The organism is Alphaproteobacteria bacterium, from assembly GCA_016699305.1.
Lineage (GTDB): Bacteria > Pseudomonadota > Alphaproteobacteria.
On sequence record CP064970.1, the window covers coordinates 1,195,385 to 1,217,274 of the forward strand.

Here is a 21,890-nt window from a genome sequence, read left to right on the forward strand (position 1 = left end):
CGCTGGCGCCGGATCGACCTATGCGACCGAAATTCTGGACGCTTGGGCGCCCGCCGTCACCGATATGACGGTGGCGACTTTCCAGGGCGCGGCGCGTTCCAGCCTGGGATCGGAGTGGCACGAGATATGGGTGGCCGAGGCGAAGGGGCGCGTGATCGGCTTTTCCGAATTATGGCATAACGAGCTGTTGGCCCTTTATGTCGCCCAAGGCTTTGGCAAGCAGGGCATCGGAACGGCGTTGCTGTCCGCCGCCCAACAACGGGCGCGTGAGCGCGGTTTTCACGATATCGACACGCAATCCTTGCTCAATGCCCGTTCCTTTTATGCCGCTCACGGGTTCCAGACCATCCAGGAACAGGCCGAACTGGTCTGGTCCGAAGGCGTTCGCATGAACTGCGTGGTCATGCGCAAGCATTTGGTGTCTATAGGGATATTCTGAAATTTTTGTAACTCCCACGCCGTTATTTTAGGCCGATAGGGCTTGGGTGAGGTTTTCTTGGGGTTTGGCGAGGGTTCTCAGGATAATTCCAACCCTGTTTTCTGGCGGTTGCTGCGCAATGTGCGCAGGTCGCCGCTCTATGTGTTTTGATGATGTCCGGCGTTTCCGTCCGCCTCTACGCTGCTCTTTTATCTAGACCGTGCCTTTGGGGACTCACTCGGGGGCTTGGGAGTTACGAATAAACTTGGGTCAAGTTCGCTGCCAAATAACGCCCACTTCGCCATTGATCCAAATGGGAAGGGCTGGCCTAGATAGTAAGGAACACTATGTAGGCCAGCCCTAGAAACATACGAGTTGGGCTTAGGCGTGTGCCTCTTCCGGGCTGGTCGATAGACCGGCGGCGATTTGACGGTTGATCTCGATCAGGCTGGTCAGCAGATCGGGGTTGTACTCGGCCGAGGCGCGCAGGCTGACCTTGTCCACGAACTTGCTTAGATTCAGCAAGGTGATCTTCAGATCCACCGGCAGCTGGTTGGTGGTTTCGGTGATCGTGCTTTGGAACAGGGTCCAAAGCTGCTGATTATGCCGGATGGCGTCGATATATTCATCGAAGTTGCCCTTGTCCTCTTGGGCCTTGCGCAGACGGTTGGCGCAGTTGGTCAACGCGCGCGCTTCGGTCTGACGGGGGCTTTCGCCATTTTGCTGGCTGAGCGAATAGGCTGATGTCCCCGAACGTTCAGTGGCTTTCTTGCTCATGATGTCCTGCTCCTTTGGGTGAGATGTTCTTGTCCTGTTTGATCTGTTCTTCCATCAGCCGGTGACCCAGCCTCAGGGCCTTGAAGGATTCCCCCGCCTCCAGGTGTTGGAGCATTTGACGCACCGTGCCATCAAGCTCCGGGAAGATCATGGCGAAGGAGCGCACTGTCTCCATCACCAATTTGTCCAATGGTTGACCTTTAGCCTTGAACAGGTAAAGAATCTGTAAAAGGAAATAGAGATGAGAGGCCTCGGAGTCATTTTGCCGATCAATATTCATCAAGTAGTTGTCGCGCAACACCGGGCTATCGGACAAAACAAGAAGATCGGCCGGGCGCGTGCCGACATTCTTCAGCACAGTATTGCCGATGGCTAATTTTTCTTCCGGCCGGACTCGTATTTTCAAAGGCATAGGTTTAGCTCCCCGCGACCTTGGTTAAGGATGCAAGGATCATGCCATGTCTGGTTTCGTGTCAGAAGAAATGACGTCAGGGCAAAAAGAAAGGCGGGGTGGTTGCCCACCCCGCCCATTTTTCATCAGACGAAGGATGATTAGAACAAACGCAGGATAGACTGGGCCTGCTGACCCGAGATACTCAAGCTGACCACGCCGAGCTGTTGGCGAGCCTGCAAGGCCTGCATGTTCGCGCCTTCTTCGTTGGTGTCTGCCAGGGTCAGATTGTCTGACGCCGTTTGCAGCGTGTTGACCAGCGAATTGGTGAAGGTCTGGCGCGTCTGGATCAGGGTTGAGTTGGTACCCAGCGTCGAGGCTGTCGAACGCAAGGTATTCAACGCAGCGCTTAGGGCCGTTGCCGAGGTGGTGATGTCAGCAGCGTCCGCCCAAGAACCGACGGCTCCGGCGACGCTCAGACCTGTTGACGTGGTGTCGATGCTCGAGATGGTCAGCGTGCTGGTGCTGCTCTCGTTAAAGTTCACCACGAGGTTCTGCGCCGTCGAGCTGAGCAAGTTCGTGCCGTTGAACACCGCGTCATCGACCATCGAGTCGATCTGGCTGCGCAAGTTGTCGAACTGCGTCGCGTAACTGCTGCGCAAAGCCGTGTCCGTGGTCTGCAGGGCCGATGTCGTCAAACCTTGCATCTGGCTGACGAGGTCGGTGATGCTGTCAATGGCGTTGGTCGCCGCCTTCACCGTCTGCAGGGCCGTCGCCATACTGTCTTTCAGGCGCGACAAGTCCGAAGCGCGGTTCAAGAAGCCTTGGCTGGCAAAGAAGGCGGTAGCGTTGTCAAGCGCCGAGTTGACCTTTTTACCAGACGCCAGTCGAGACTGGGTCGTGGCGAGCAGATCGGCCGTGTTTTGCAGCGAGGATAGATTCGCTCTCGCTGAAGATGTCAGTGATATTTTGGAAACCATAGGATGAACTCCTTTCCTAGGCGACGCGGACTCCTTCCGCAGAGGGGTATCAGTGACCCCGACACTACGCTGCAAAGGTAAACAATGGCTTAAGCCAACGAAATTTTTTCTTGATTCGATGGCAAAGCCTTATCCACCAACAGTTTGTGCCTGGAATTTCTTTTTCTTGGGGGGCTGTGGATGATGGGAACGAAAGGGGATAAGCCGACAAGATAAAGCCCGTCCTTCCCCTTGACAAGGTGCGTGGGCCTGGGACAATCGCTCTTGTTTCGCACGCGGTCTTTCCACATTTTTCTGCCTTGCTATACTATATATAGTGTGTTCTAATTCATTAACCACATCATATAGTGTCTTTAGGGGCGGGCCGATGCCGCGTTCTTGAAAGATGCTCTATCTCTATTCCTCTTGCCGCCGATTGGGGGTCCAACACTGATGAAGATCGAACGCCACTTTACCCATCCCGATGAATATCCCTATCCGACATTTTTTTCAACAAGTGGGCAGCGATATCCGAAGCCCGGATGGGCCGTTGGTGCTCTCTCGCCGGATTTTCCTACATAGGTAACGCTGCTTTGAGGCGCGGCTGGAAATGCCCGTCTTGTCCGCCGCGCGGTGTCTGAGTCAACTGAGTAAGGAGGAAAGCTAAACGACTAAAAAGAATTTCCCGTTGGGCCAGATGGGGCTTGCTGACGGGATATCCTGAGACGGAATTGGCAGTGGCAGTGGAGTGTAGACAAACATCTAGTGCCACGATTCGCCAATTTTGTCCAGGTGCCTTCGCCCCAGAAAGGTAGCCCATGAAAAGGCCACCATTAACACCGCTGCCTTCTGGCCAGAGGTACATATTCCGTCCATGGCGGATATGTCCGAAGACTGGAGAGCGGCTTTATGCCAAGGCCTATGGCCTGAAGGCATGGCCAATCGTTGTGTCGACTGAATAGGCGCGGCGATCTGGAGGCGGGGCATGGTGCCCTGCCTCCAGAGGCTATTTACTCAAATCACTCAGGAGAAAAAATATGGCAAGAAAAAGAAACGGTAACTCGACCATCGGAAGGAACGCGAGTAGTGGTCGGTTTATCACCGTTAAAGAGGCAAAGGCTCACCCGAGAACAACGGTGATTGAAACAATAAAGCCGGGCCCCAAGAAAGGGAAATGATCGGCCAAAAGTTTATGGGGCAGCGAGGTATTGCGCCTTGCTGCCCCTGAATGACGCCTTGCATATCAAACCTTTCGTGGCACAGTTTTGTCATACTGCTTGCCGTGCCTATGTCAGAGAGTTTCTTTAACGCAGCATTATTTTTGGGGATCCCCGGACCTGTGGATCATGGCGGCGAATGGGGATAAAGGGACAAGATAAAGTTCGCTCTTCCCCTTGACAGGGGGTATGGGCCTAGGAGAATCGCTCTTGTTGCATAGGCGGTCCTTCCACATTTTGTATGCTTGCCATACTATATATGGTGTGTTCTAATCCAAAAAACCACATCATATAGCGTTTTAGAGGGCAGGCCAAAGCCAAGCCATTGAAAGACGCTTCTTTTTCCGTCCCTCTTGCCGCCGATTGGGGGTCTCCACCCGATGAAGATTGAACGCCTCTTTACCCGTCCCGATGAGGATCCCTACGCTGATATTCCCTTTCATCAGGTGGACAGCGAGATCCGAAACCCCGATGGGTCGGTGGTGTTCTCTCATAAGGGAATCGAGGTTCCGCAAAGCTGGAGCCAGGTGGCCGTGGACGTCCTGGCGCAAAAATATTTCCGCAGAGCCGGCGTTCCTGTGGCTTTGAAAGCTGTAGAAGAGAACACGGTTCCCAGTTGGCTGTGGCGGCATACGGCAGATGACAAGAAGCTTGCCGGTCTGCCCGAAGGGCAGCGCCTCGGGCGCGAGACCAGCACCAAGCAGGTGATGGATCGTCTGGCGGGGACATGGACCTATTGGGGTTGGAAGGGTCGCTATTTCGACTCGGAATCCGATGCGCGCGCCTTCTTTGACGAGATGCGCTATATGCTGACCCAACAGATGGGTGCGCCCAATAGTCCGCAATGGTTCAATACCGGTTTGCATTGGGCCTATGGCATCGAAGGTCCGCCCCAGGGGCATTACTATGTTGATCCGGGCACGGATGAGGTGCGCCTCTCCGAAAACGCCTATGAACGTCCGCAGCCGCATGCCTGCTTTATCCAAAGCGTCGCCGATGATTTGGTCGGCGAAGGCGGCATCATGGATTTGTGGGTGCGGGAAGCGCGTCTGTTCAAATTCGGTTCGGGCACAGGCAGCAATTTTTCGAATCTGCGCGGCGATGGAGAAAAGCTTTCGGGCGGAGGACGTTCTTCCGGCCTGATGAGTTTCTTGAAGATCGGCGATCGCGCGGCCGGGGCCATTAAATCGGGCGGCACCACGCGCCGCGCGGCCAAGATGGTGATCGTGGATGTGGACCATCCCGATATCGAAGCCTTTGTCGAATGGAAAACGCTGGAAGAGCAGAAGGTGGCCGCCCTGGTCGCCGGCTCCAAGCTGATGAAAAAGCATCTGGAAGCCATCGTGGCCGCCTGCGCCGTCGAAGGCGTGGCGGATGCGCAGCGTCTTGATCCCGCGCATAATATGGTCTTGAAAAAGGCCATTCGTGACGCGCGGCGTTCGATGATCCCGGATTCCTACATCAAGCGCGTCTTGCAGATGGCGGCGCAAGGGACGCGCGTGATTGATGTGCGTACCTACACCACCGACTGGGATTCAGAAGCCTATTTGACCGTATCGGGCCAAAATTCCAACAATTCCGTGCGCGTTTCGGACGATTTTATGCGCGCCGTGGAGAATGACGAAGATTGGAATCTCATCCGCCGCACGGATGGTAAGTCGATCAAGACGTTGAAGGCCCGCGATCTGTGGGAAAAGATTACCAGCGCGGCTTGGGCCTGCGCGGATCCGGGCATTCAGTTCGACACCACGATCAATGATTGGCACACCTGCCCGGAATCGGGACGCATCAACGCCTCGAATCCGTGTTCGGAATACATGTTCCTGGACGACACGGCCTGCAATTTGGCTTCGCTGAATCTGATGCGCTTCCGTCGGGCCGATGGCAGCATCGACGTGGCCAGCTATACGCATGCCTGCCGTTTGTGGACCATGGTGTTGGAAATCTCGGTGGCGATGGCGCAGTTCCCTTCGCGTGAGATCGCCAAGCTGTCTTACGAGTTCCGCACCCTGGGGCTTGGCTATGCCAATCTGGGCGGTTTGTTGATGGCCTCGGGCATTCCGTATGACAGCGTGCAAGGCCGCGCTATCAGCGGGGCGTTGACGGCCATCATGACCGGCGTTTCCTATGCCACCTCGGCCGAGATGGCGGCAGAGCTTGGCGCGTTCCCGGGCTTTGCGCCCAATCGCGAGTCGATGCTGCGCGTCATTCGCAATCATCGCCGCGCCGCCTATGGCGAGACGGAAGGTTATGAGAAGCTTGCCACCTTGCCGGTGCCGTTGGTGATGGAGGAATGCCCGGATCTGCGCTTGGTCTCGGCCGCCCGCGCGGCGTGGGATCGCGCGCTGGAACTGGGCCATGCCTATGGCTATCGCAACGCCCAAACCACCGTGGTCGCGCCTACCGGCACGATCGGCCTGGTGATGGATTGCGAAACCACGGGTATCGAGCCTGACTTCGCCTTGGTCAAGTTCAAGAAGCTGGCAGGCGGCGGTTATTTCAAGATCATCAATGGCTGCGTGGCCGAGGCTTTGACCCGTCTTGGCTATGACGCCGAGCAGGTCGAGGCCATCAGCCGCCATGCCACGGGTCATGCCACCTTGCGCGGCGCGCCTTGCGTCAACCACGCCACCTTGCGGGCCAAGGGCTTTGACGATGCGTCGCTGACCAAGCTGGAATCTGCCTTGGCGGGGGCTTTTGACATCCGCTTTGCCTTCAACAAATGGACCTTGGGCGAGGAGTTTTGCGTCAAGACCTTGCGCGTGCCCGAGGATAAATTGAACGCCGTGGGGTTCGATCTGCTGGCCCATATGGGATTCAATAAGGCGGAGATCGAGGCGGCCAACACCTTCTGTTGTGGCGCGATGACCGTCGAGGGCGCGCCGCATTTGCAAGCCCAGCATTTGTCGGTCTTCGATTGCGCCAGCGTGTGCGGACGCACGGGGACGCGCTCGCTCTCTCCCGAAAGCCATGTGCGGATGTTGGCGGCGGCGCAGCCCTTTATCTCGGGCGCCATCTCCAAGACCGTCAACATGCCCAATAATTCGGCGGTCGAGGATTGCGCGAGACTCTATCAATTGTCATGGCGTTTGGGCGTCAAAGCCAACGCGCTGTATCGGGACGGTTCGAAACTAAGCCAGCCATTGGCCGCCCAATTGCTGGCAGATGATGAGGAGGAGGCCGAGGACGTGGCCGAGACCCTGGCCACCGCCCCCGCGCCAGAGCGCGTGGCGGTGGTCACCGAACGTGTGGTCGAGCGGATCGTCGAGCGCATCGCGCGCCAACGCATGCCGCATCGCCGCAAGGGCTATACCCAAAAAGCCAAGATCGGCGGCCACACCGTCTATCTGCGCACGGGCGAGTATGAAGACGGCCATCTGGGCGAAATGTTCATCGACATGCAAAAGGAAGGCGCGTCCTTCCGGTCGCTGATGAACTCCTTTGCCATCTCGGTCTCGATCGGCCTGCAATATGGCGTGCCGCTGGAAGAATATGTGGACGCCTTCACCTTCACCCGCTTCGAGCCTTCGGGCATGGTGCAAGGCAATGACGTGATCCGCATGGCCACCTCGGTGTTGGATTATATTTTCCGCGAATTGGCCATCTCTTATCTGGGGCGGCATGATTTGGCGCATGTCTCGCAACAGGACCTGTTGCCCGACACCATCGGCTCGGCCTCGCGCGAGGAACTGCCGCGCCATGCCAGCCGTGGCTATGTGCGCGGAAGCCTGCGTGTCCTGTCGGGCGGCGAAACACATGGCCGCGACCATGACCCTGAATTGGACTCGGATGCCGGCCTTCCCTTGCTGAATGCGCAACCTGCCGCCTCACGCGGTCATGCGGCGGTAGCCCAAACACCGTCGGTTGTGGCCGCACGTGGCATGTCGTCGGTCGCGGCGACGGGCGTTTCCTCCATGGCTATCATGGCGCGTGCCGCCACCGATGGTGCCAATGCGCTGAAACTGGTGCCTCAAGAGGAAGAAGAGGCACAGCCTCTGACTCAAGCCGATCGTCGAACGGAAGCGCGGTTAAAGGGCTTCGAGGCCGATTCCTGCCCCGAATGCGGCCATCTGACCCTAGTCCGTAACGGCACTTGCCTGAAATGCACCACCTGTGGATCGACCACCGGCTGCAGCTAAAGGGGACCTCTAACCCGCGCGGAGGCTTGCGTCGCCGCGCGGAGTTTTGCTGGCCGTGTAAGGCATATTGTCTTTAAATATGTGAATTGACACGGAACGTTCCAGACGCTATCTCTTCCGTCTCTTGATACGAGTGGGAGCAGGTCATGTTGGACGGCACGGTTACAAGCATGAAATCCAAGACGGAGAGAGACGTTCACCTCGATCTTCTAGACGAATATTGTATGCAAGTCGCCGCCATGCTCGATCTTCTAGACGAATATTGTATGCAAGTCGCCGCCATGCTCGGTCACAAAGCGGGACGGATGCCCCAAGAGGAAATTAAAGTTAAAGGGAGACCTGTTCCGGCCTTCTTTTTCGACTCGCCACACCCGCAGGTCCCTGCCGATTGGGCAAGCAACTGCATGATCGAGATTGCGCCCGCGTATAACGATCATCCCGATGTCGTGGTGCTGCGTTTTGGCGCGAACCAGTGGATGCTGGATCATAAGAAAACATCGATTCACACGGTGCATGATGATCGTGTGGCGATGTATTTCACGCGGCCCTGCCTGGAGGGACTGGGTATAACCCGTTTTCAAACCAATAGGTTGCCCCTGTTGACTGGACTGGAATCCGAGGATACCTGCCGCATCGTTCTGCCTCACCCGGCGCAGAAATATCGGGATTGCTCATCAATTGCCTTGTGGAAGCGGAGTGTTCTGGCGGCAATGCGTCGCCCAGCCTTTGAACGTGCGACCGGGATCAGGCTTCCTCCACACCCTTAATGGGGTTTGCCGATTTCTAAGGATATGATGAGACGGAAACGCACTTTGCTGCCTCCGCCCTTAAAACATTACCCATAGCCCGTTTGACCCTCAATCCTCTTTGCCGCCATGGGCGCGGGACCAGGTGATGGGGTCGCGCAGAAAGGACTCCACGGCGTCCAAGGTGGCAAGGTCAAAGCGTTTGTCCTCACGCGCCACGGCCAGCATGTCCCACCAGGTGGCCAGCGCATGCAAGCGCACGCCCAGTTCGTCCATGGTCTGCTGGCTTTTGGCAAAAATGCCGTAATGGAAGACCACGAAGATATGTTCGACGATGGCCCCGGCATCCCGTAGAGCCTGGCAAAAACGCACTTTGCTGCCGCCATCGGTGGCCAGGTCCTCGACCAACAAGACGCGCTGGCCTTCGCGCAATTCGCCCTCGATCTGGGCGTTGCGGCCATGGCCCTTGGGCTGTTTGCGCACATAGATCATCGGCAGGTCCATCTGTTCGGCCAAAAAGGCGGCATAGGGGATGCCCGCCGTCTCGCCGCCCGCCACAACGTCAAAAGCCTCGGCCCCGGCCTGGTCCAACAACATCTGCGCGCCCATCTCCATGATGGCGCGGCGCGTCCGCACGAAAGAGGGAATGCGCCGACAATCCACATAGACCGGGCTGGCGCGACCCGAGGTGAAGATAAAGGGCTTGTCCGCGTTGAACAAAACGGCGTTGATCTCGAACAACAACCGCGCGGTGCGGCGGGCATGGGGGGTCAATTCGGTCATCGGGGCAGTCCTATCCAAAAGGGCGGATGGCCCCGTATCTAGCACAGCCCGTCGCCTAAGGCTAACGCCCCCATTAGGCACGGTTCACAAAGGCCTATGAGGCGGCGTCAACCACTGTGATTGAGATGAAGAATCTGCGATTCAGCACAGGCACGAATGACAGGTGATGAATGCTCGCCTGCGCGAGCATGACCCGTCGAGAGAATGGGTTTCATATGAATAGGGCATGCCTTGTCGTGAGCCTCCCTCTCCATATGAGTCACTCCCGCGAAGGCGGGAGTCCATCTCCTAACCTGGCCGATGGTGCTGGATTCCAGAAAGGAGTCTGCGATTCAGCGTCAGCGCGAATGGCGGGTGGTAAGCTAACGCCCCAGAGGGTCTAGCCTCTCTTTTTCAGGATTGAGGCAAACCACCGATCGCCGTAAGGATGGGGAAAGATCATCTGCTCGCTGACGACCTTGTCTTTAAGCACCTCGGCCACGGCCATGCGTTGGCCTTGAGGCTGCCAGAACTCCAACCGACCTTGGCTGGCATCCATGTTCCACTGATGCAGGCCGTGATATTGGGCATGCTGGCCTTCGTTGATGCAACCGATCACCAAAACGTTCTTGCCGGGCTTGACCACGCTCAGCATCGAATCGACATAGGACAACGGATCATAGGAATGGTCGATGGAATTGCTGCTGGTGACCAGATCAAAGCTGTCGGGGGGAAAGCGGTCTTGAAGTCTTTCGCCCTCTGCAAAGCGGGTGCGGATCGTCGGGATGATTTTGCGTTCGTCGAGCAATTCGTTATAGGCATCGGCCAACGGATCAACCGCGACCAGGCGGATGCGCCTGCCATTCAAGGATTTGCCGACCGGGGTCAGCGGTCCGGCGCCGACATCCAGCACGCTGGGTATCTGGCCGGCATCCACGGGCCCCAGGGCCTGTTGATGCGCGTTATCCAGCTCGGTGGCCGGATCAAGCCGCCAATTGATTTCTCCGCTCAGCCTTTCCTTGCCGTCTAAAACGTCGCGCCAATACGAGACTTCTTCATCGATATTCTGCATCCAGACCAGCCGATTACGCTGGGCATCCGACTCGGTGGCGGCGTAGGTCTTGACAGTCATGGCATGCCCTCTCTTGATTTTCTCGGCCGATGTCGCGACACGCAGGCGCGGACACACGTCCTAAGCAATGGGTTGGCCAAGTAAAGAAAGGGTTAATGCTGGGGGCATTCGGTCGGTACGAAAGCATGTGAAACGTGTCATTAAACCCCAAAACCCGCCGATCCACGACGCGCGCGCTGGCGCAGTCTATCAGCCGCGAACATGGCTTTGTCCCGCACCGTCTGGCCGGCCTTGCGCCGAAGGCGCGTGAAGGAGGCCAGGTTTTGCAAACGCTGATCCAGGAAGCGCCATGTGGCATCGTGGTCGTCTGATGAATCGCGCAGCCAATACAGATGTGTCGCGGCGTAAATGCCCGCCAGAGATAGGCGTTTGGTGTAATAGCTGAAATCGACCGACTCGTCCCCTACCGCGCGCCAGATGGCGTTCACGGTGCGGTTGATTAAACGCAGCCCCAAAAAGGGATGAGGCGGCAGAGCCAGGAAATTCAGGGCCAGACGCTCGGCCTCGCGGTGCGGCGCAAGGGCCTCAAGCCGTAGGCGAACGGCCAGGGCGACACGCTCGCCCAGTTTCAACTTGGCCAAATTTTTGGTTTTCTCAAAGGCATGGGCCATGGATTCATCAGCCCAAGCGGCATAGGCGTCCAGCAGATCGGGCGCGCCGGCGGGGAAGGCCTCCATCGCCTCGGCCAAAGACACGCCGCATTCCGTCGCCGCCGCCATCAACGAGGCATGCGACCATCCTTCGAACGGCACCTGACGAAGCGCCGATTGAAGCAATCGGGCACGGATATCTTGCTCGGTCACGGGCGTTGCGGGGCTGGCCGGACGCGCCGCCTTTTTGCGGGGCTTGGCGGCAGCGGCTTTGGCGGCTTTCGGGCGGGTGGATTTGGCCATCTGTGATCCTCATCAACACGATATGTCCATGCTCGACCGAATCCCGCGACAGGTCAAGACACCGATCAACGCCGCGCCAGGGCGGTGCCAGGCTATTGGTTCATCGAGTCGAAGAAATCGCCGTTGGTCTTGGTGTGCTTCAGCTTGTCCATCAGGAATTCCACGGCGTCCGTGACGCCCATGGGCATCAGGATGCGGCGCAGGACCCACATCTTCGACAATGTGCCCTTATCCACCAGCAATTCCTCGCGCCGTGTGCCGGACTTGGTGATGTCGATGGCCGGGAAGATGCGCTTGTCGGAAATCTTGCGGTCTAGGATGATTTCGGAATTGCCGGTGCCCTTGAACTCTTCGAAGATCACCTCGTCCATGCGGCTGCCGGTATCGACAAGGGCGGTGGCGATGATGGTCAGACTGCCGCCTTCCTCGATATTACGCGCCGCGCCGAAAAAGCGTTTGGGACGCTGCAAGGCGTTGGCGTCCACGCCGCCGGTCAGCACCTTGCCCGAGCTGGGCACCACCGTGTTATAGGCGCGCGCCAGCCGCGTGATGCTGTCCAACAAGATCACCACGTCGCGCTTGTGTTCCACCAGGCGTTTGGCCTTTTCGATCACCATTTCCGCGACTTGGACATGACGCACCGCCGGTTCGTCAAAAGTCGAGCTGATCACCTCGCCCTTGACCGAGCGCGACATGTCGGTGACTTCCTCGGGGCGTTCATCGATCAGCAGGACGATCAGATAAATCTCGGGATGGTTCGAGGTGATGGAATGGGCGATGTTTTGCAGCATCACCGTCTTACCCGTGCGCGGCGGGGCGACGACCAGGCCGCGCTGGCCCTTACCTTGCGGGCAGATCAGATCGACGATCCGGCTGGTGAAGTTCTTTTTGGTGGGGTCCTCGACCTCAAGCTTGAGCATCTTGTCTGGATGCAGCGGGGTCAGATTGTCGAAATTGATGCGGTGGCGCAGGTTTTCTGGCTCTTCGAAATTCACGGTGTTGATTTTAAGCAGGCCAAAATAACGCTCGCCCTCCTTGGGAGCGCGAATCTGGCCCTCCACCGTGTCGCCGGTGCGCAACCCCAAGCGTCGCACTTGAACCGGCGAGACATAGATATCGTCAGGACCCGGCAGATAATTGGCCTCGGGCGAACGCAAAAATCCAAACCCGTCCATCTGGACCGAAAGCACGCCGCTGCCGGTGATGTCCGAACCGCGTTCGGCCAGGGTCTTTAAAATGCTGAACATCATGTCTTGCCGACGCAGCGCGCTGGCGTTCTCGATGCCCAGTTCCTCGGCTTGCGCCAAAAGCGCGGCGGGCGTCTTGGATTTCAGTTCCTGAAGATTCATTGTGTTGTGCGTCCTGAGGTGTTGGTGGGTAGGTTGCGTCTCGCTCGGGGAAAAACCCCATGCCGTTTTTTTACAAGATGTATCGGCGGGGGGAGCGGGCGTTTGCGCCAGAGAAGTCGGTGCGGAACAAACGGGCAAGATCAAAGCGACTGCCGCGATTCTATCGAATCCGTCTCGCGTTCGCCAGTCGTTTTTTCATGCCGTCCAATTGACCGCAATTGTTAACGGATTCGCGGCTTCGCGTCAAGCCATGGGGCCGCCCTGCGGCGGATTCCGCTCAAGAGCCGGAGCCGAGACCTTCGCCGCCCTCCGTTCTATAAAATCTCAACCGCCAGGAAACACGGCTGGAATAACCTGAGAAGCCTCGCCAAACCCCAAGGAAACCTTACCCAAACCCTATCGGCCTAAAATAACAGCTTGGAAGTTACGATTTTTTTTGGCTATTTATAATTCGTTTGTGAGGCACCGAACGCCACCATCGCCTATATTGCGACATTTAAAACCTGGTGTGAGCGGTCCTGTGTACGATGGCGCATTCACCACAATTCCATCTGCCGACAATCTATCTCTACAGCCTTTATCACAATGTGACATGAAGACAACAGGTCCGATCGATATTAAATTTGTCATGAGGTGTTCGAATGAATCATGACCACTGACCGTAATGACCCGGTTGCTTTGATCTTTTCTGAATCGAAGATTCAATCTATCGGTGGATCCGATACATCTTTTTAAGCTTTCGTATCCCTCATATAGTCCACCGCCATCACGTCCTAAAGTACAAGATACAAAAAAATGATTATTTGGTAACATCGGTGACATTCCGATATCCAAATGGCCGTAACGACGGCCATCCCGTTCTATCGGCACAACCTTATATTCCATTCCGGTGTGTTGATAAATCGCATCCTTCATGTCTTGGCGATCTTCTTCACTCGGGTAATAACGATAGCCCCAGAATAAATAATTCTCGACCGGATCAGTGATAATATCTCCCCCCTCAAAATCGATCTCGTTCAAAATGACGGGAGTGATTCCAGCAGCAGTTACAACTTTTACAATATCCTGATGGGCTTCTTTTATCTTCTGACGCAACTCATCGTTCATGAAATAATGATCTGCCATGACATCCGGGTCAGGGAAGAAAGCATGATTGCCAATTTTGAAGTAGAAATCACGCGGCCATACGCCGCGCGATCCGACTGAGCTCGGTAACATATGCGTATGTACTGGCACACCGCTACGTGTAAAACTTTCCCGCAATGCTGACCATTTCATGTAGTCGCGCAAGGACGATGTGGTGATGGCATATGCATCATTCCCTTCTCCGCGCCTCCCTGTATTGTAACTCATCAGCAATGGCCGTACATTTTCTCCAGGAACTGACGTGACAATGATAGGCGACGCATCGTACACTTCAACATGTTTGATGGCGCGGTCAATTGCCCGTTCGAGATCACTGCCTTTTGTAACCTGATTAAGATTAACCAAAGCTTGGTAAGCAATCTTACGATTCAAACGAACAACATCATCACCAACGCACAGGAAAGACGGGTCAACGTGAATTTTTAATTTAACTTCTGTTTCAATTTGTTCAGACATGCGCCACCCAATATTTTTATATGAAAAATATAATCAATTTTATCGGGTTATGCAATACAAGAATCCCCCCAAACCCTATCGGCCTAAAATAACGGCTTGGGGATTACGGTTTTTTTATTCGGTGGTGTGGGTAGGATAAAGAAGCGAACAATCAAATCATTTATAAACAATGGTATAATATGCATATATGGCGGTGGACACGAAACTCGCACGAGAATTGCTATACACCCAACAAGCTGATTATGCAGGAAATTTTCCCGTCGCGCGAATTGCTGGTTCGAATCCCATTTTCTCATTCGAATTGGTGGGGTTGAATTACATGGCTTGAGTTACGATCTTCTTTGTTAGGGGAAAGCAGAAAAATCCATCTGTCCCAAGGAAGGTCGTCTCATATGACAAAGGCTGTAAAGCTGCTAAAGCCATTATTCCTTGCTGCGCTTATGGCTGTCACTGGGTGCGCCCAGGGGCCTGTTGGCAGTCCTGCTGTGCCAGAACCGGCAAAGGCTGTTGATCTACAAAAATATCTTGGACGCTGGTATGAGATCGCCCGCTATGAAGCCAGCTTCCAAAAGGGCTGCGAGGCCGTTACGGCTGATTACAGCTTGCGCCCGGACGGCAAAATCAAAGTTCTCAATTCTTGTCGCAGAGAGCGGCTTGATGCTCCTGTTGAATCGGCAGAAGCCCAAGCCTACGTCGTGGACGGCAGCCAAAACGCAAAGCTGCGCGTGTCGTTCTTCTGGCCTTTCTATGGGAACTATTGGATTCTTGATCACGGCGAAGCTTACGATTGGTCGATTGTAGGCGAACCGTCCGGGCGTTATCTTTGGCTGCTCTTCAGGACGCCGCATCCAACCGACGCGATGGAGAAAACGGTCAAAGCCCGTGCGGCGGATATGGGATACGACCTTGGGCTGCTAAGATCGACAAAGCAGTAAGGTCGTCATTTAGGCCTGATCGGGCCTGACCGCTCGTTTTCGGCCACAAAAAGAAGGAAAATGGTTAATCCTTTCTTTCTAGGAATCACAAAGAAAGGAAGGCCATGTCCGGCAATCAAAGCCGCCTCGGCTCTTATGTACGGTGCAGTGTGGCAGCGGGAGAAAGCTATCAAGCCTTTTTGCCGCCTGCATTGCCGCCGCAACCGCCGCTGAACCTGTTGACTCAACAGTGCCGTACCGAGTCAACAGCTACCATAACTTTTAGAGAGTTTTGGCCTATCTGGCAATCAGATGGAGCCTAATTCTCACCAAAACCGCTTATTGGCAAAAGCCTTGCCGGAACCGGATTTGAGATAGTATTCGAATTCCTGTGCTTTGCGTTTATTGGCAAAGGCGTGATAGCTGACTAAATGCCAAGGCTTGTATTTTGACGTATGAACGGAGCCGCCGGCGTTGTGCGTTTTCAAGCGTTCTTTTAGATCGGTTGTGTATCCGACATAGCGTTGATCGGGAAAAGCATCGCTTTGAATGAGGTAGACGTAGAACATAGGATTGCCTGTCCTAACCAGCCCTCCTACGCCAAGGCTTCGAAGGGCAGCCTTCCCTTTTTTGTTTTGCTCCGTCTGGCGTAAGCCAGCCGAAGCCCTTCTTAGGGCGAAGGCTGGCGGTGTGCTGGCCATCAACACCTTGAGTCTTCTCTCGCAGAAGCCTGAAGTAGCCAGAACAAGCCCTGAACTCAGGCATTAATGCTACGGCATCCGCAGACGATCATCCAGACAGTTTTATGCGCCGCTCCATTCTGGTGGACTTTCCGCGAACATGAAGCATTCATACCATGAAAAGGAGAATAGTCATGGCAAGTACAATCCTGATGACTCAATCCCAGCTTGGCGAACGCTGGCACCTCAGTCCGCGCACCTTGGAGCGTTGGCGGTGGGAAGGCATTGGGCCTGTCCACCTCAAGATCGGCGGGCGGGTTCTTTACAGGCTTGAAGACATTGAAGCGTATGAGCGCGGGCAGATGAGAACCGAAACCACCAAGGACGAAGGCACCCTCTTGGGAGAAGAGATGAGGTTATGACTGAAGATGCCTTTTTAACCTCAATGCAGCTCAGTCAACGTTGGTGTATAAGCTCAAGCACACTGGAGCGTTGGCGGTGGCTGGGTGTTGGCCTCCCCTATATCAAAGTCGGAGGACGAATTCGTTACAGGCTCGCGGACATCAAGGCTTACGAGCAAAAGGAGTTAAGGTTGGCTCCCATCAAAACGGGCGAATTGCGGGGCTGATTGGCCGGAAACGGGTGTAAATGGGTGTGTTTTTGGATCTTGTTGAAAAATGCCTCCCCACCTGAATAAGGGCTTTCATATTAAGGCATCTTAGCCTAAACCTAAACAACGCTTTCTTGTATTCAGGGTAGGATTTGCCTGAAAGCGGGGCTTTTGGGAGCGGACGAGAATGGCAAAAACGGCCACGAATACACGACTTGGAACCTACGTTTCCCGCAGCACGGCTGGAGAGGCTTACAAGTCCTATGTTCCGGCGGCGCTTCCCCCGCAGCCTGCCATCGACATGGATCGCCTTTATAAGCCCCTTGACCAGGCCATGAAAGCCTTGGGCGGGATCGACGCGTTGGTCAAACTGCTGCCGGACATCAGCCTGTTCCTTTATATGTACGTCCGCAAAGAGGCGTTAGTTTCCTCCCAGATCGAGGGGACGCAATCCTCGCTATCCGACCTTCTGCTGTTCGAGAACGAAGAAAACCCCTCCGTCCCCGTGGATGATGTGGAGGAAGTTTCTAATTACATCGCCGCCCTGAACCATGGGCTGGAGCGCATGCGGAAAGGCTTTCCGCTTTCCATGCGCCTGATCCGCGAGATGCACAAAATTCTGCTGCGCGGCGGGCGCGGTGCCAACAAAGACCCAGGCGAGTTTCGCCGCTCACAGAACTGGATCGGCGGCATCCGTCCTGGCAAGGCGCGGTATGTTCCGCCGCCGCCGGAAATGGTCGGAGACCTCATGAGCGATCTGGAGAAATTCGCGCATGACGAAGACCAGAAACTCCCCGCGCTGGTCAAAGCTGCGCTGATCCACGTCCAGTTTGAGACCATCCACCCGTTCCTCGATGGCAATGGCCGTCTGGGTCGTTTGCTGATCACGCTTCTGCTGTGCGCCGATGGCGTGCTGGTGCAGCCGATCCTTTATCTCAGCTTGCATTTCAAGGAACACCGTCAGCTTTACTACGATCTGCTGCAGGACGTTCGGCTCAAAGGCGACTGGGAACGCTGGTGTGACTTCTTCCTTGATGGTGTGACGGCGACGGCCACGCAGGCCGCCGATGATGCCAAAAAAATCATTGACCTTCTGGAGCGCGACCGTGTGCGTATCAGCCAGATCGGAAAGGCATCAAAAAGCGCGCTCAAAATCCACGAGTACCTGCTCAAAAAGCCTTACCTTTCGATCACGAAGGTCGCGGCGGAGCTGGATATCTCTGTACCAAGCACAACCAGCACAGTGCAGAAGCTGGTTGATATCGGCGTGTTGAAAGAAATGACCGGAAAATCCCGCAACCGTATTTTCGCATACGAAGCTTATCTGGACATTCTGGCTGCGGGAACGGAGCCGATAAGATGAACATCATCGACAATATAAACGCCCTGCTTGGCGATGATCTTAAGACATCGATTATACCTAAGTCCAAGGTCAAGATCGCGGCATCGTGTTTTTCGATCTATGCCTATGAAGCCTTGAAGGCCGAATTGTCCAAAGTTAAATCTTTCGAATTCATTTTCACCGCACCAACCTTTGTTGCCGACGAGGTCACGGACAAGGTTCGCAAGGAACGTCGTGAATTTTTTATCCCTAGAGCAAACCGTGAGAGCAGCCTTTATGGTTCCGAGTTTGAAATCCAGCTTCGCAACAAGCTGACCCAACGGGCGATTGCCAGGGAATGCGCGGAGTGGATACGCGAAAAAGCTGCCTTCCGCTCGAACAAAACAAAATTCCAGATGCAGCAATTTATCGGCATCGCCGATGATGCCCAACAAACAGCCTATGCGCCCCTGCATGGATTTACCGCCGTGGATTTAGGTTACCAGCCAGGCGATGCTGTTTCCAATATCGTCAACCGTTTTGGCGACAGCGCACACACCGCCACATACCTCCAGCTTTTCGACCGGATTTGGAATGACCCTGCCAAATTACAGGACGTCACCAATGCTATCTGCGACCATATCGAGTCAGTGTACCAAGAGAACGCGCCAGAGCGCATTTACTTCCTGATGCTCTACAACATCTTCAAGGAATTTCTTGAGGACATTAACGAGGACGTTCTTCCGAACGACCGCACAGGGTATCAAGACAGTTTGGTCTGGAAAAAGTTGTTCAATTACCAGCGTGATGCTGCTGTTGGCATCATCAACAAGCTGGAAACCTATAATGGGTGCATCCTCGCCGACAGCGTGGGGTTGGGTAAAACCTTCACGGCCCTGGCAGTCGTCAAATATTACGAGCTTCGCAACAAGTCTGTGCTGGTGTTGTGTCCGAAAAAGCTGGCGGACAACTGGCTCAATTACAACAAGAACCTCAAGACCAATATCTTCGCCCAGGATCGCTTCGGCTATGAGGTGCTATGCCATACCGACCTGTCACGCACATCGGGAGAATCTTTCGGTACTCCGCTCAATCGCGTGAATTGGGGCAATTACGATTTGGTGGTCATCGACGAATCCCATAACTTCCGAAACAACGAGGTCTTTAAGGAACGAGAGACCCGTTACCAGAAACTGATGAACAAGGTTATCCGCGAAGGCGTGAAGACCAAAGTGTTGATGCTTTCGGCCACCCCCGTCAATAACCGCTTCAACGATCTGAAGAACCAGCTTGCGCTGGCCTATGAAGGCGAGTCCAACCACCTAAACGAAAAGCTGAAAACCAAGCGCAGTATTGAGGATATTTTCCGCCGCGCACAATCTGCTTTTAACGCCTGGTCGGAATTGCCACCTGAAGAGCGCACGGCACGCGCCATTCTTGACAAGCTGGACTTCGACTTCTTTGAAGTGTTGGACAGTGTAACCATCGCCCGCTCGCGCAAGCATATCGAGACGTTCTACGATACAACAGACATCGGCAAATTCCCCGAACGCCGCAAGCCCATCTCTATCCATTGCCCGCTAACCCAGCGCACAGACGTGATGGGCTTCAACGATATTTTTGGCCAGCTCTCGCTGCTAAAACTCGCCGTCTACGCGCCGATCAGTTATATCCTGCCCAGCCGTCTCAAGAAATATGAGGAAATTTATGATACGGAATTGACGCGCGGGAAATTCCGCCAGGCCGACCGCGAAAGTGCGTTGCAAGCGCTCATGACCACCAATCTGCTCAAGCGGCTGGAAAGCTCGGTGGAATCCTTCCGCCTGACGCTGGAGATGCTGGAAGGCAAACTCACCAATACGCTGACTACCATCGCCAGATTTGAATCGGGACAGGATATCAGCGTTACCGACTTCACCGAAGGGATGGAAGAACGTCTGGAAGGTGATGAGGACAATATCGATGAGTTGGACGACGGCAATAGCGTCGGCGGCAAGGTCAGAATTAGCCTGTCCGACATGGACGTGCCGCGCTGGAAAGGCGACCTTAACGGTGACCTGCACCTGATCCAAGCGCTGCTGGAATCCATGCGCAAAATCACGCCAGAGGACGATGCCAAGCTCCAAGACCTTAAAACGCGGATCGCGGGCAAGATCGCCAACCCTATCAACAGCGGTAACAAGAAGATTTTGATTTTTACAGCCTTCGCCGATACCGCTCAGTACCTCTATAAAAACATCGCGGGTATCCAAGGCGGCATCAATGTTGCCATGGTAACGGGGCAAGGCTCGCCGAAATCAACACTGGGTACGGGATATGACTTCCAGGCTGTCCTGACGCTCTTTTCTCCGCGCGCGAAGGAAAAGGCGTTGATCATGCCCGAAGTAAAGGGCGAATTGGACATTCTGATCGGCACGGATTGCATCTCCGAAGGCCAGAACCTTCAGGACTGCGATTATTTGATCAACTACGACATTCACTGGAACCCCGTGCGGATTATCCAGCGTTTTGGGCGTATTGACCGTATCGGCTCCCCCAACGCCAGCATCCAGCTGGTCAATTACTGGCCGGATATCTCGCTCGACGAATATATCAACCTGAAAGAGCGCGTCGAAAACCGCATGATTATTGCCGACGTGACGGCCACGGGCGACGATAACGTCCTGACCGCCAAGAGCAGCGAAGTCGCTTACCGCAAGGAACAGCTCCGCCGCCTGCAGGAAGAAGTGATCGAGCTGGAAGACCTGAAAACAGGTGTTTCCATCACCGACCTTGGCCTCAACGACTTCCGTATGGATTTGATCAACTACGTCAAACAGCACGGCGATCTGGAAGATGCTCCCAAGGGCATGCACGCCGTTGTGCCTGCGCAGCCCGATCTTGGTCTCAGTCCTGGCGTCATTTTTGCGCTGCGCAACCGCAATGACGGCGTGAATATCAACCAGCAGAACCGTCTGCATCCGTATTATCTGGTTTATATCGCCAAGGATGGTCAGATCATTGCCAACCATACCGAGGCCAAAAAGCTGCTCGACCTCGTGCGTAGCAGCAGCAAGGGGTATGACGAGCCTATCGCCGCCGTATGCCGTCTGTTCAACAAGGAAACGGACGACGGGCGGAACATGAAGCCGTATTCTGACCTTTTGGGAATGGCGATCCGCTCGATGATCGAAGTGAAGGAAGAAAAAGACCTCGACAGCCTTTTCAGTGGTGGCAAGACGACTGCCCTCGTCAATGCCATTTCCGGCCTTGATGATTTTGAGCTGATCGCCTTTCTGGTTATTCAGGGGGGCAAGACATGACGCTCTTCGCTTATCCGCAGAAAGCCGCCTTTGGGCGCGTTCTGCCTAAAACAAAAATCTACCAATATGCTGGCCCCAGCACAGCGATGAAGGATTTGTTTGTTCGTCAGGTGGATCAAATCGCATGGGCGTATAAGCTGGCACCGGAGACGATCAACATCAAAGCCACAAAGGCCGTACCGGAAATTCAGGTTTTTACCATCGCCCTCAAGACGGGAGAGCTGAAAGAAGATGTTCTGCGCTGTATCGACAAAGCCATACCGTTTCCCATCCTCTTCGAGCTTGCCTATGACGGCAAGGTCAAAGCCGTGGCGTGCTACAAACGACCGAATGAGGCCGACAGCGCGAAATGGGTTTTAAGCGGTTATTTTGAAACGCCGTGGCTGGCGGCAGATGCGCCGCGCGCGGCTCTGCCCATCATGCTTGATCTGGCCGCCCTGTATGCCGAATTGCTGCGAGCGATCATTCCCCATCCGGCAAAACACGGGGAAAGCCTATCCGATCATATCGCGCGGGTCGATACGATCCGCACACGCCAGCAAGAAGTCGCCAAGGCCGAGGCGCGACTGGGCAAGGAAAAACAGTTTAACCGCAAGGTTGAAATCAATGCCAATATCCGCACGATACAGCAAGAAATCGCGGATTTGACGGGCAAGACATTAAGGAGCGAATGAACCC

The 21,890-nt window shown here is 55.0% G+C and carries 17 protein-coding genes; 8 read left to right on the forward strand and 9 right to left on the reverse strand.

Annotated features, from left to right (window positions below; all coding sequences use genetic code 11):
- The first annotated feature begins 70 nt into the window (after positions 1 to 70).
- A complete protein-coding gene (locus IPI58_05625; protein QQR68336.1) occupies positions 71 to 439 on the forward strand; it encodes a GNAT family N-acetyltransferase in 369 nt (122 codons plus the stop codon).
- A gap of 360 nt (positions 440 to 799) precedes the next feature.
- Here IPI58_05625 and flaF read toward each other — a convergent pair whose 3' ends face one another.
- The 3 genes from flaF to IPI58_05640 all read right to left on the reverse strand — a co-directional run bounded on the left by flaF (position 800) and on the right by IPI58_05640 (position 2,566).
- Positions 800 to 1,195: a flagellar biosynthesis regulator FlaF gene (gene flaF / locus IPI58_05630; protein ID QQR68337.1), complete on the reverse strand. Its 396-nt coding sequence runs from the start codon at positions 1,193 to 1,195 to the stop codon at positions 800 to 802.
- On the reverse strand, positions 1,176 to 1,607 hold the full coding sequence (locus IPI58_05635; GenBank protein ID QQR68338.1) for a hypothetical protein: 432 nt from the start codon (positions 1,605 to 1,607) through the stop codon (positions 1,176 to 1,178). Before IPI58_05635 ends, flaF begins: the two co-directional genes overlap by 20 nt.
- Before the next feature lie 140 nt (positions 1,608 to 1,747).
- Positions 1,748 to 2,566: a flagellin gene (locus tag IPI58_05640; protein ID QQR68339.1), complete on the reverse strand. Its 819-nt coding sequence runs from the start codon at positions 2,564 to 2,566 to the stop codon at positions 1,748 to 1,750.
- A gap of 1,576 nt (positions 2,567 to 4,142) precedes the next feature.
- Here IPI58_05640 and IPI58_05645 point away from each other — a divergent pair.
- Positions 4,143 to 7,901, forward strand: coding sequence for a vitamin B12-dependent ribonucleotide reductase (locus IPI58_05645; GenBank protein QQR68340.1), 3,759 nt, complete (start codon positions 4,143 to 4,145; stop codon positions 7,899 to 7,901).
- A 170-nt stretch (positions 7,902 to 8,071) separates the two neighbouring features.
- Complete coding sequence (locus IPI58_05650; GenBank protein QQR68341.1) at positions 8,072 to 8,668, forward strand: hypothetical protein; 597 nt, start codon at positions 8,072 to 8,074, stop codon at positions 8,666 to 8,668.
- Between the two features lie 90 nt (positions 8,669 to 8,758).
- Here IPI58_05650 and IPI58_05655 read toward each other — a convergent pair whose 3' ends face one another.
- The 5 genes from IPI58_05655 to IPI58_05675 form a co-directional block, all read right to left on the reverse strand.
- Entirely contained in the window at positions 8,759 to 9,430 is a 672-nt protein-coding gene (locus IPI58_05655; protein ID QQR68342.1) for an orotate phosphoribosyltransferase, read from the reverse strand.
- Positions 9,431 to 9,809: 379 nt separating this feature from the next.
- On the reverse strand, positions 9,810 to 10,541 hold the full coding sequence (locus IPI58_05660; protein ID QQR68343.1) for a methyltransferase domain-containing protein: 732 nt from the start codon (positions 10,539 to 10,541) through the stop codon (positions 9,810 to 9,812).
- 140 nt (positions 10,542 to 10,681) lie between these two features.
- The gene (locus IPI58_05665; protein QQR68344.1) at positions 10,682 to 11,434 is read right to left on the reverse strand and encodes a COQ9 family protein; all 753 of its coding nucleotides are present in this window, start codon (positions 11,432 to 11,434) and stop codon (positions 10,682 to 10,684) included.
- Positions 11,435 to 11,526: 92 nt separating this feature from the next.
- A complete protein-coding gene (gene rho / locus IPI58_05670; GenBank protein ID QQR68345.1) occupies positions 11,527 to 12,783 on the reverse strand; it encodes a transcription termination factor Rho in 1,257 nt (418 codons plus the stop codon).
- Positions 12,784 to 13,227: 444 nt separating this feature from the next.
- Complete coding sequence (locus IPI58_05675; GenBank protein QQR68346.1) at positions 13,228 to 14,385, reverse strand: hypothetical protein; 1,158 nt, start codon at positions 14,383 to 14,385, stop codon at positions 13,228 to 13,230.
- A 392-nt stretch (positions 14,386 to 14,777) separates the two neighbouring features.
- On the opposite strand from IPI58_05675, the gene IPI58_05680 reads away from it, so the two are divergent.
- Positions 14,778 to 15,320, forward strand: coding sequence for a lipocalin family protein (locus IPI58_05680; protein ID QQR68347.1), 543 nt, complete (start codon positions 14,778 to 14,780; stop codon positions 15,318 to 15,320).
- A gap of 305 nt (positions 15,321 to 15,625) precedes the next feature.
- Here IPI58_05680 and IPI58_05685 read toward each other — a convergent pair whose 3' ends face one another.
- Positions 15,626 to 15,868, reverse strand: coding sequence for a GIY-YIG nuclease family protein (locus tag IPI58_05685; protein QQR70055.1), 243 nt, complete (start codon positions 15,866 to 15,868; stop codon positions 15,626 to 15,628).
- 305 nt (positions 15,869 to 16,173) lie between these two features.
- Here IPI58_05685 and IPI58_05690 point away from each other — a divergent pair, with 305 nt between their 5' ends.
- From IPI58_05690 to IPI58_05705, 4 genes are all read left to right on the forward strand, one after another.
- Complete coding sequence (locus IPI58_05690) at positions 16,174 to 16,401, forward strand: helix-turn-helix domain-containing protein (protein ID QQR68348.1); 228 nt, start codon at positions 16,174 to 16,176, stop codon at positions 16,399 to 16,401.
- Between the two features lie 375 nt (positions 16,402 to 16,776).
- Positions 16,777 to 17,952, forward strand: coding sequence for a Fic family protein (locus IPI58_05695; GenBank protein ID QQR68349.1), 1,176 nt, complete (start codon positions 16,777 to 16,779; stop codon positions 17,950 to 17,952).
- A complete protein-coding gene (locus tag IPI58_05700; protein QQR68350.1) occupies positions 17,949 to 21,212 on the forward strand; it encodes a DEAD/DEAH box helicase family protein in 3,264 nt (1,087 codons plus the stop codon). The genes IPI58_05695 and IPI58_05700 overlap by 4 nt, the downstream gene beginning before the upstream one ends.
- Positions 21,209 to 21,886: a DUF4391 domain-containing protein gene (locus IPI58_05705; GenBank protein ID QQR68351.1), complete on the forward strand. Its 678-nt coding sequence runs from the start codon at positions 21,209 to 21,211 to the stop codon at positions 21,884 to 21,886. Before IPI58_05700 ends, IPI58_05705 begins: the two co-directional genes overlap by 4 nt.
- Positions 21,887 to 21,890 lie beyond the last annotated feature (4 nt).

Bases quoted from the DNA above. Each gene is read 5' to 3' on its own strand.
- flaF (QQR68337.1), bottom strand. From the start codon at position 1,195: ATGAGCAAGAAAGCCACTGAACGTTCGGGGACATCAGCCTATTCGCTC.
- IPI58_05635 (QQR68338.1), bottom strand. From the start codon at position 1,607: ATGCCTTTGAAAATACGAGTCCGGCCGGAAGAAAAATTAGCCATCGGC.
- IPI58_05640 (QQR68339.1), bottom strand. From the start codon at position 2,566: ATGGTTTCCAAAATATCACTGACATCTTCAGCGAGAGCGAATCTATCC.
- IPI58_05645 (QQR68340.1), top strand. From the start codon at position 4,143: ATGAAGATTGAACGCCTCTTTACCCGTCCCGATGAGGATCCCTACGCT.
- IPI58_05650 (QQR68341.1), top strand. From the start codon at position 8,072: ATGAAATCCAAGACGGAGAGAGACGTTCACCTCGATCTTCTAGACGAA.
- IPI58_05655 (QQR68342.1), bottom strand. From the start codon at position 9,430: ATGACCGAATTGACCCCCCATGCCCGCCGCACCGCGCGGTTGTTGTTC.
- IPI58_05660 (QQR68343.1), bottom strand. From the start codon at position 10,541: ATGACTGTCAAGACCTACGCCGCCACCGAGTCGGATGCCCAGCGTAAT.
- IPI58_05665 (QQR68344.1), bottom strand. From the start codon at position 11,434: ATGGCCAAATCCACCCGCCCGAAAGCCGCCAAAGCCGCTGCCGCCAAG.
- rho (QQR68345.1), bottom strand. From the start codon at position 12,783: ATGAATCTTCAGGAACTGAAATCCAAGACGCCCGCCGCGCTTTTGGCG.
- IPI58_05675 (QQR68346.1), bottom strand. From the start codon at position 14,385: ATGTCTGAACAAATTGAAACAGAAGTTAAATTAAAAATTCACGTTGAC.
- IPI58_05680 (QQR68347.1), top strand. From the start codon at position 14,778: ATGACAAAGGCTGTAAAGCTGCTAAAGCCATTATTCCTTGCTGCGCTT.
- IPI58_05685 (QQR70055.1), bottom strand. From the start codon at position 15,868: ATGTTCTACGTCTACCTCATTCAAAGCGATGCTTTTCCCGATCAACGC.
- IPI58_05690 (QQR68348.1), top strand. From the start codon at position 16,174: ATGGCAAGTACAATCCTGATGACTCAATCCCAGCTTGGCGAACGCTGG.
- IPI58_05695 (QQR68349.1), top strand. From the start codon at position 16,777: ATGGCAAAAACGGCCACGAATACACGACTTGGAACCTACGTTTCCCGC.
- IPI58_05700 (QQR68350.1), top strand. From the start codon at position 17,949: ATGAACATCATCGACAATATAAACGCCCTGCTTGGCGATGATCTTAAG.
- IPI58_05705 (QQR68351.1), top strand. From the start codon at position 21,209: ATGACGCTCTTCGCTTATCCGCAGAAAGCCGCCTTTGGGCGCGTTCTG.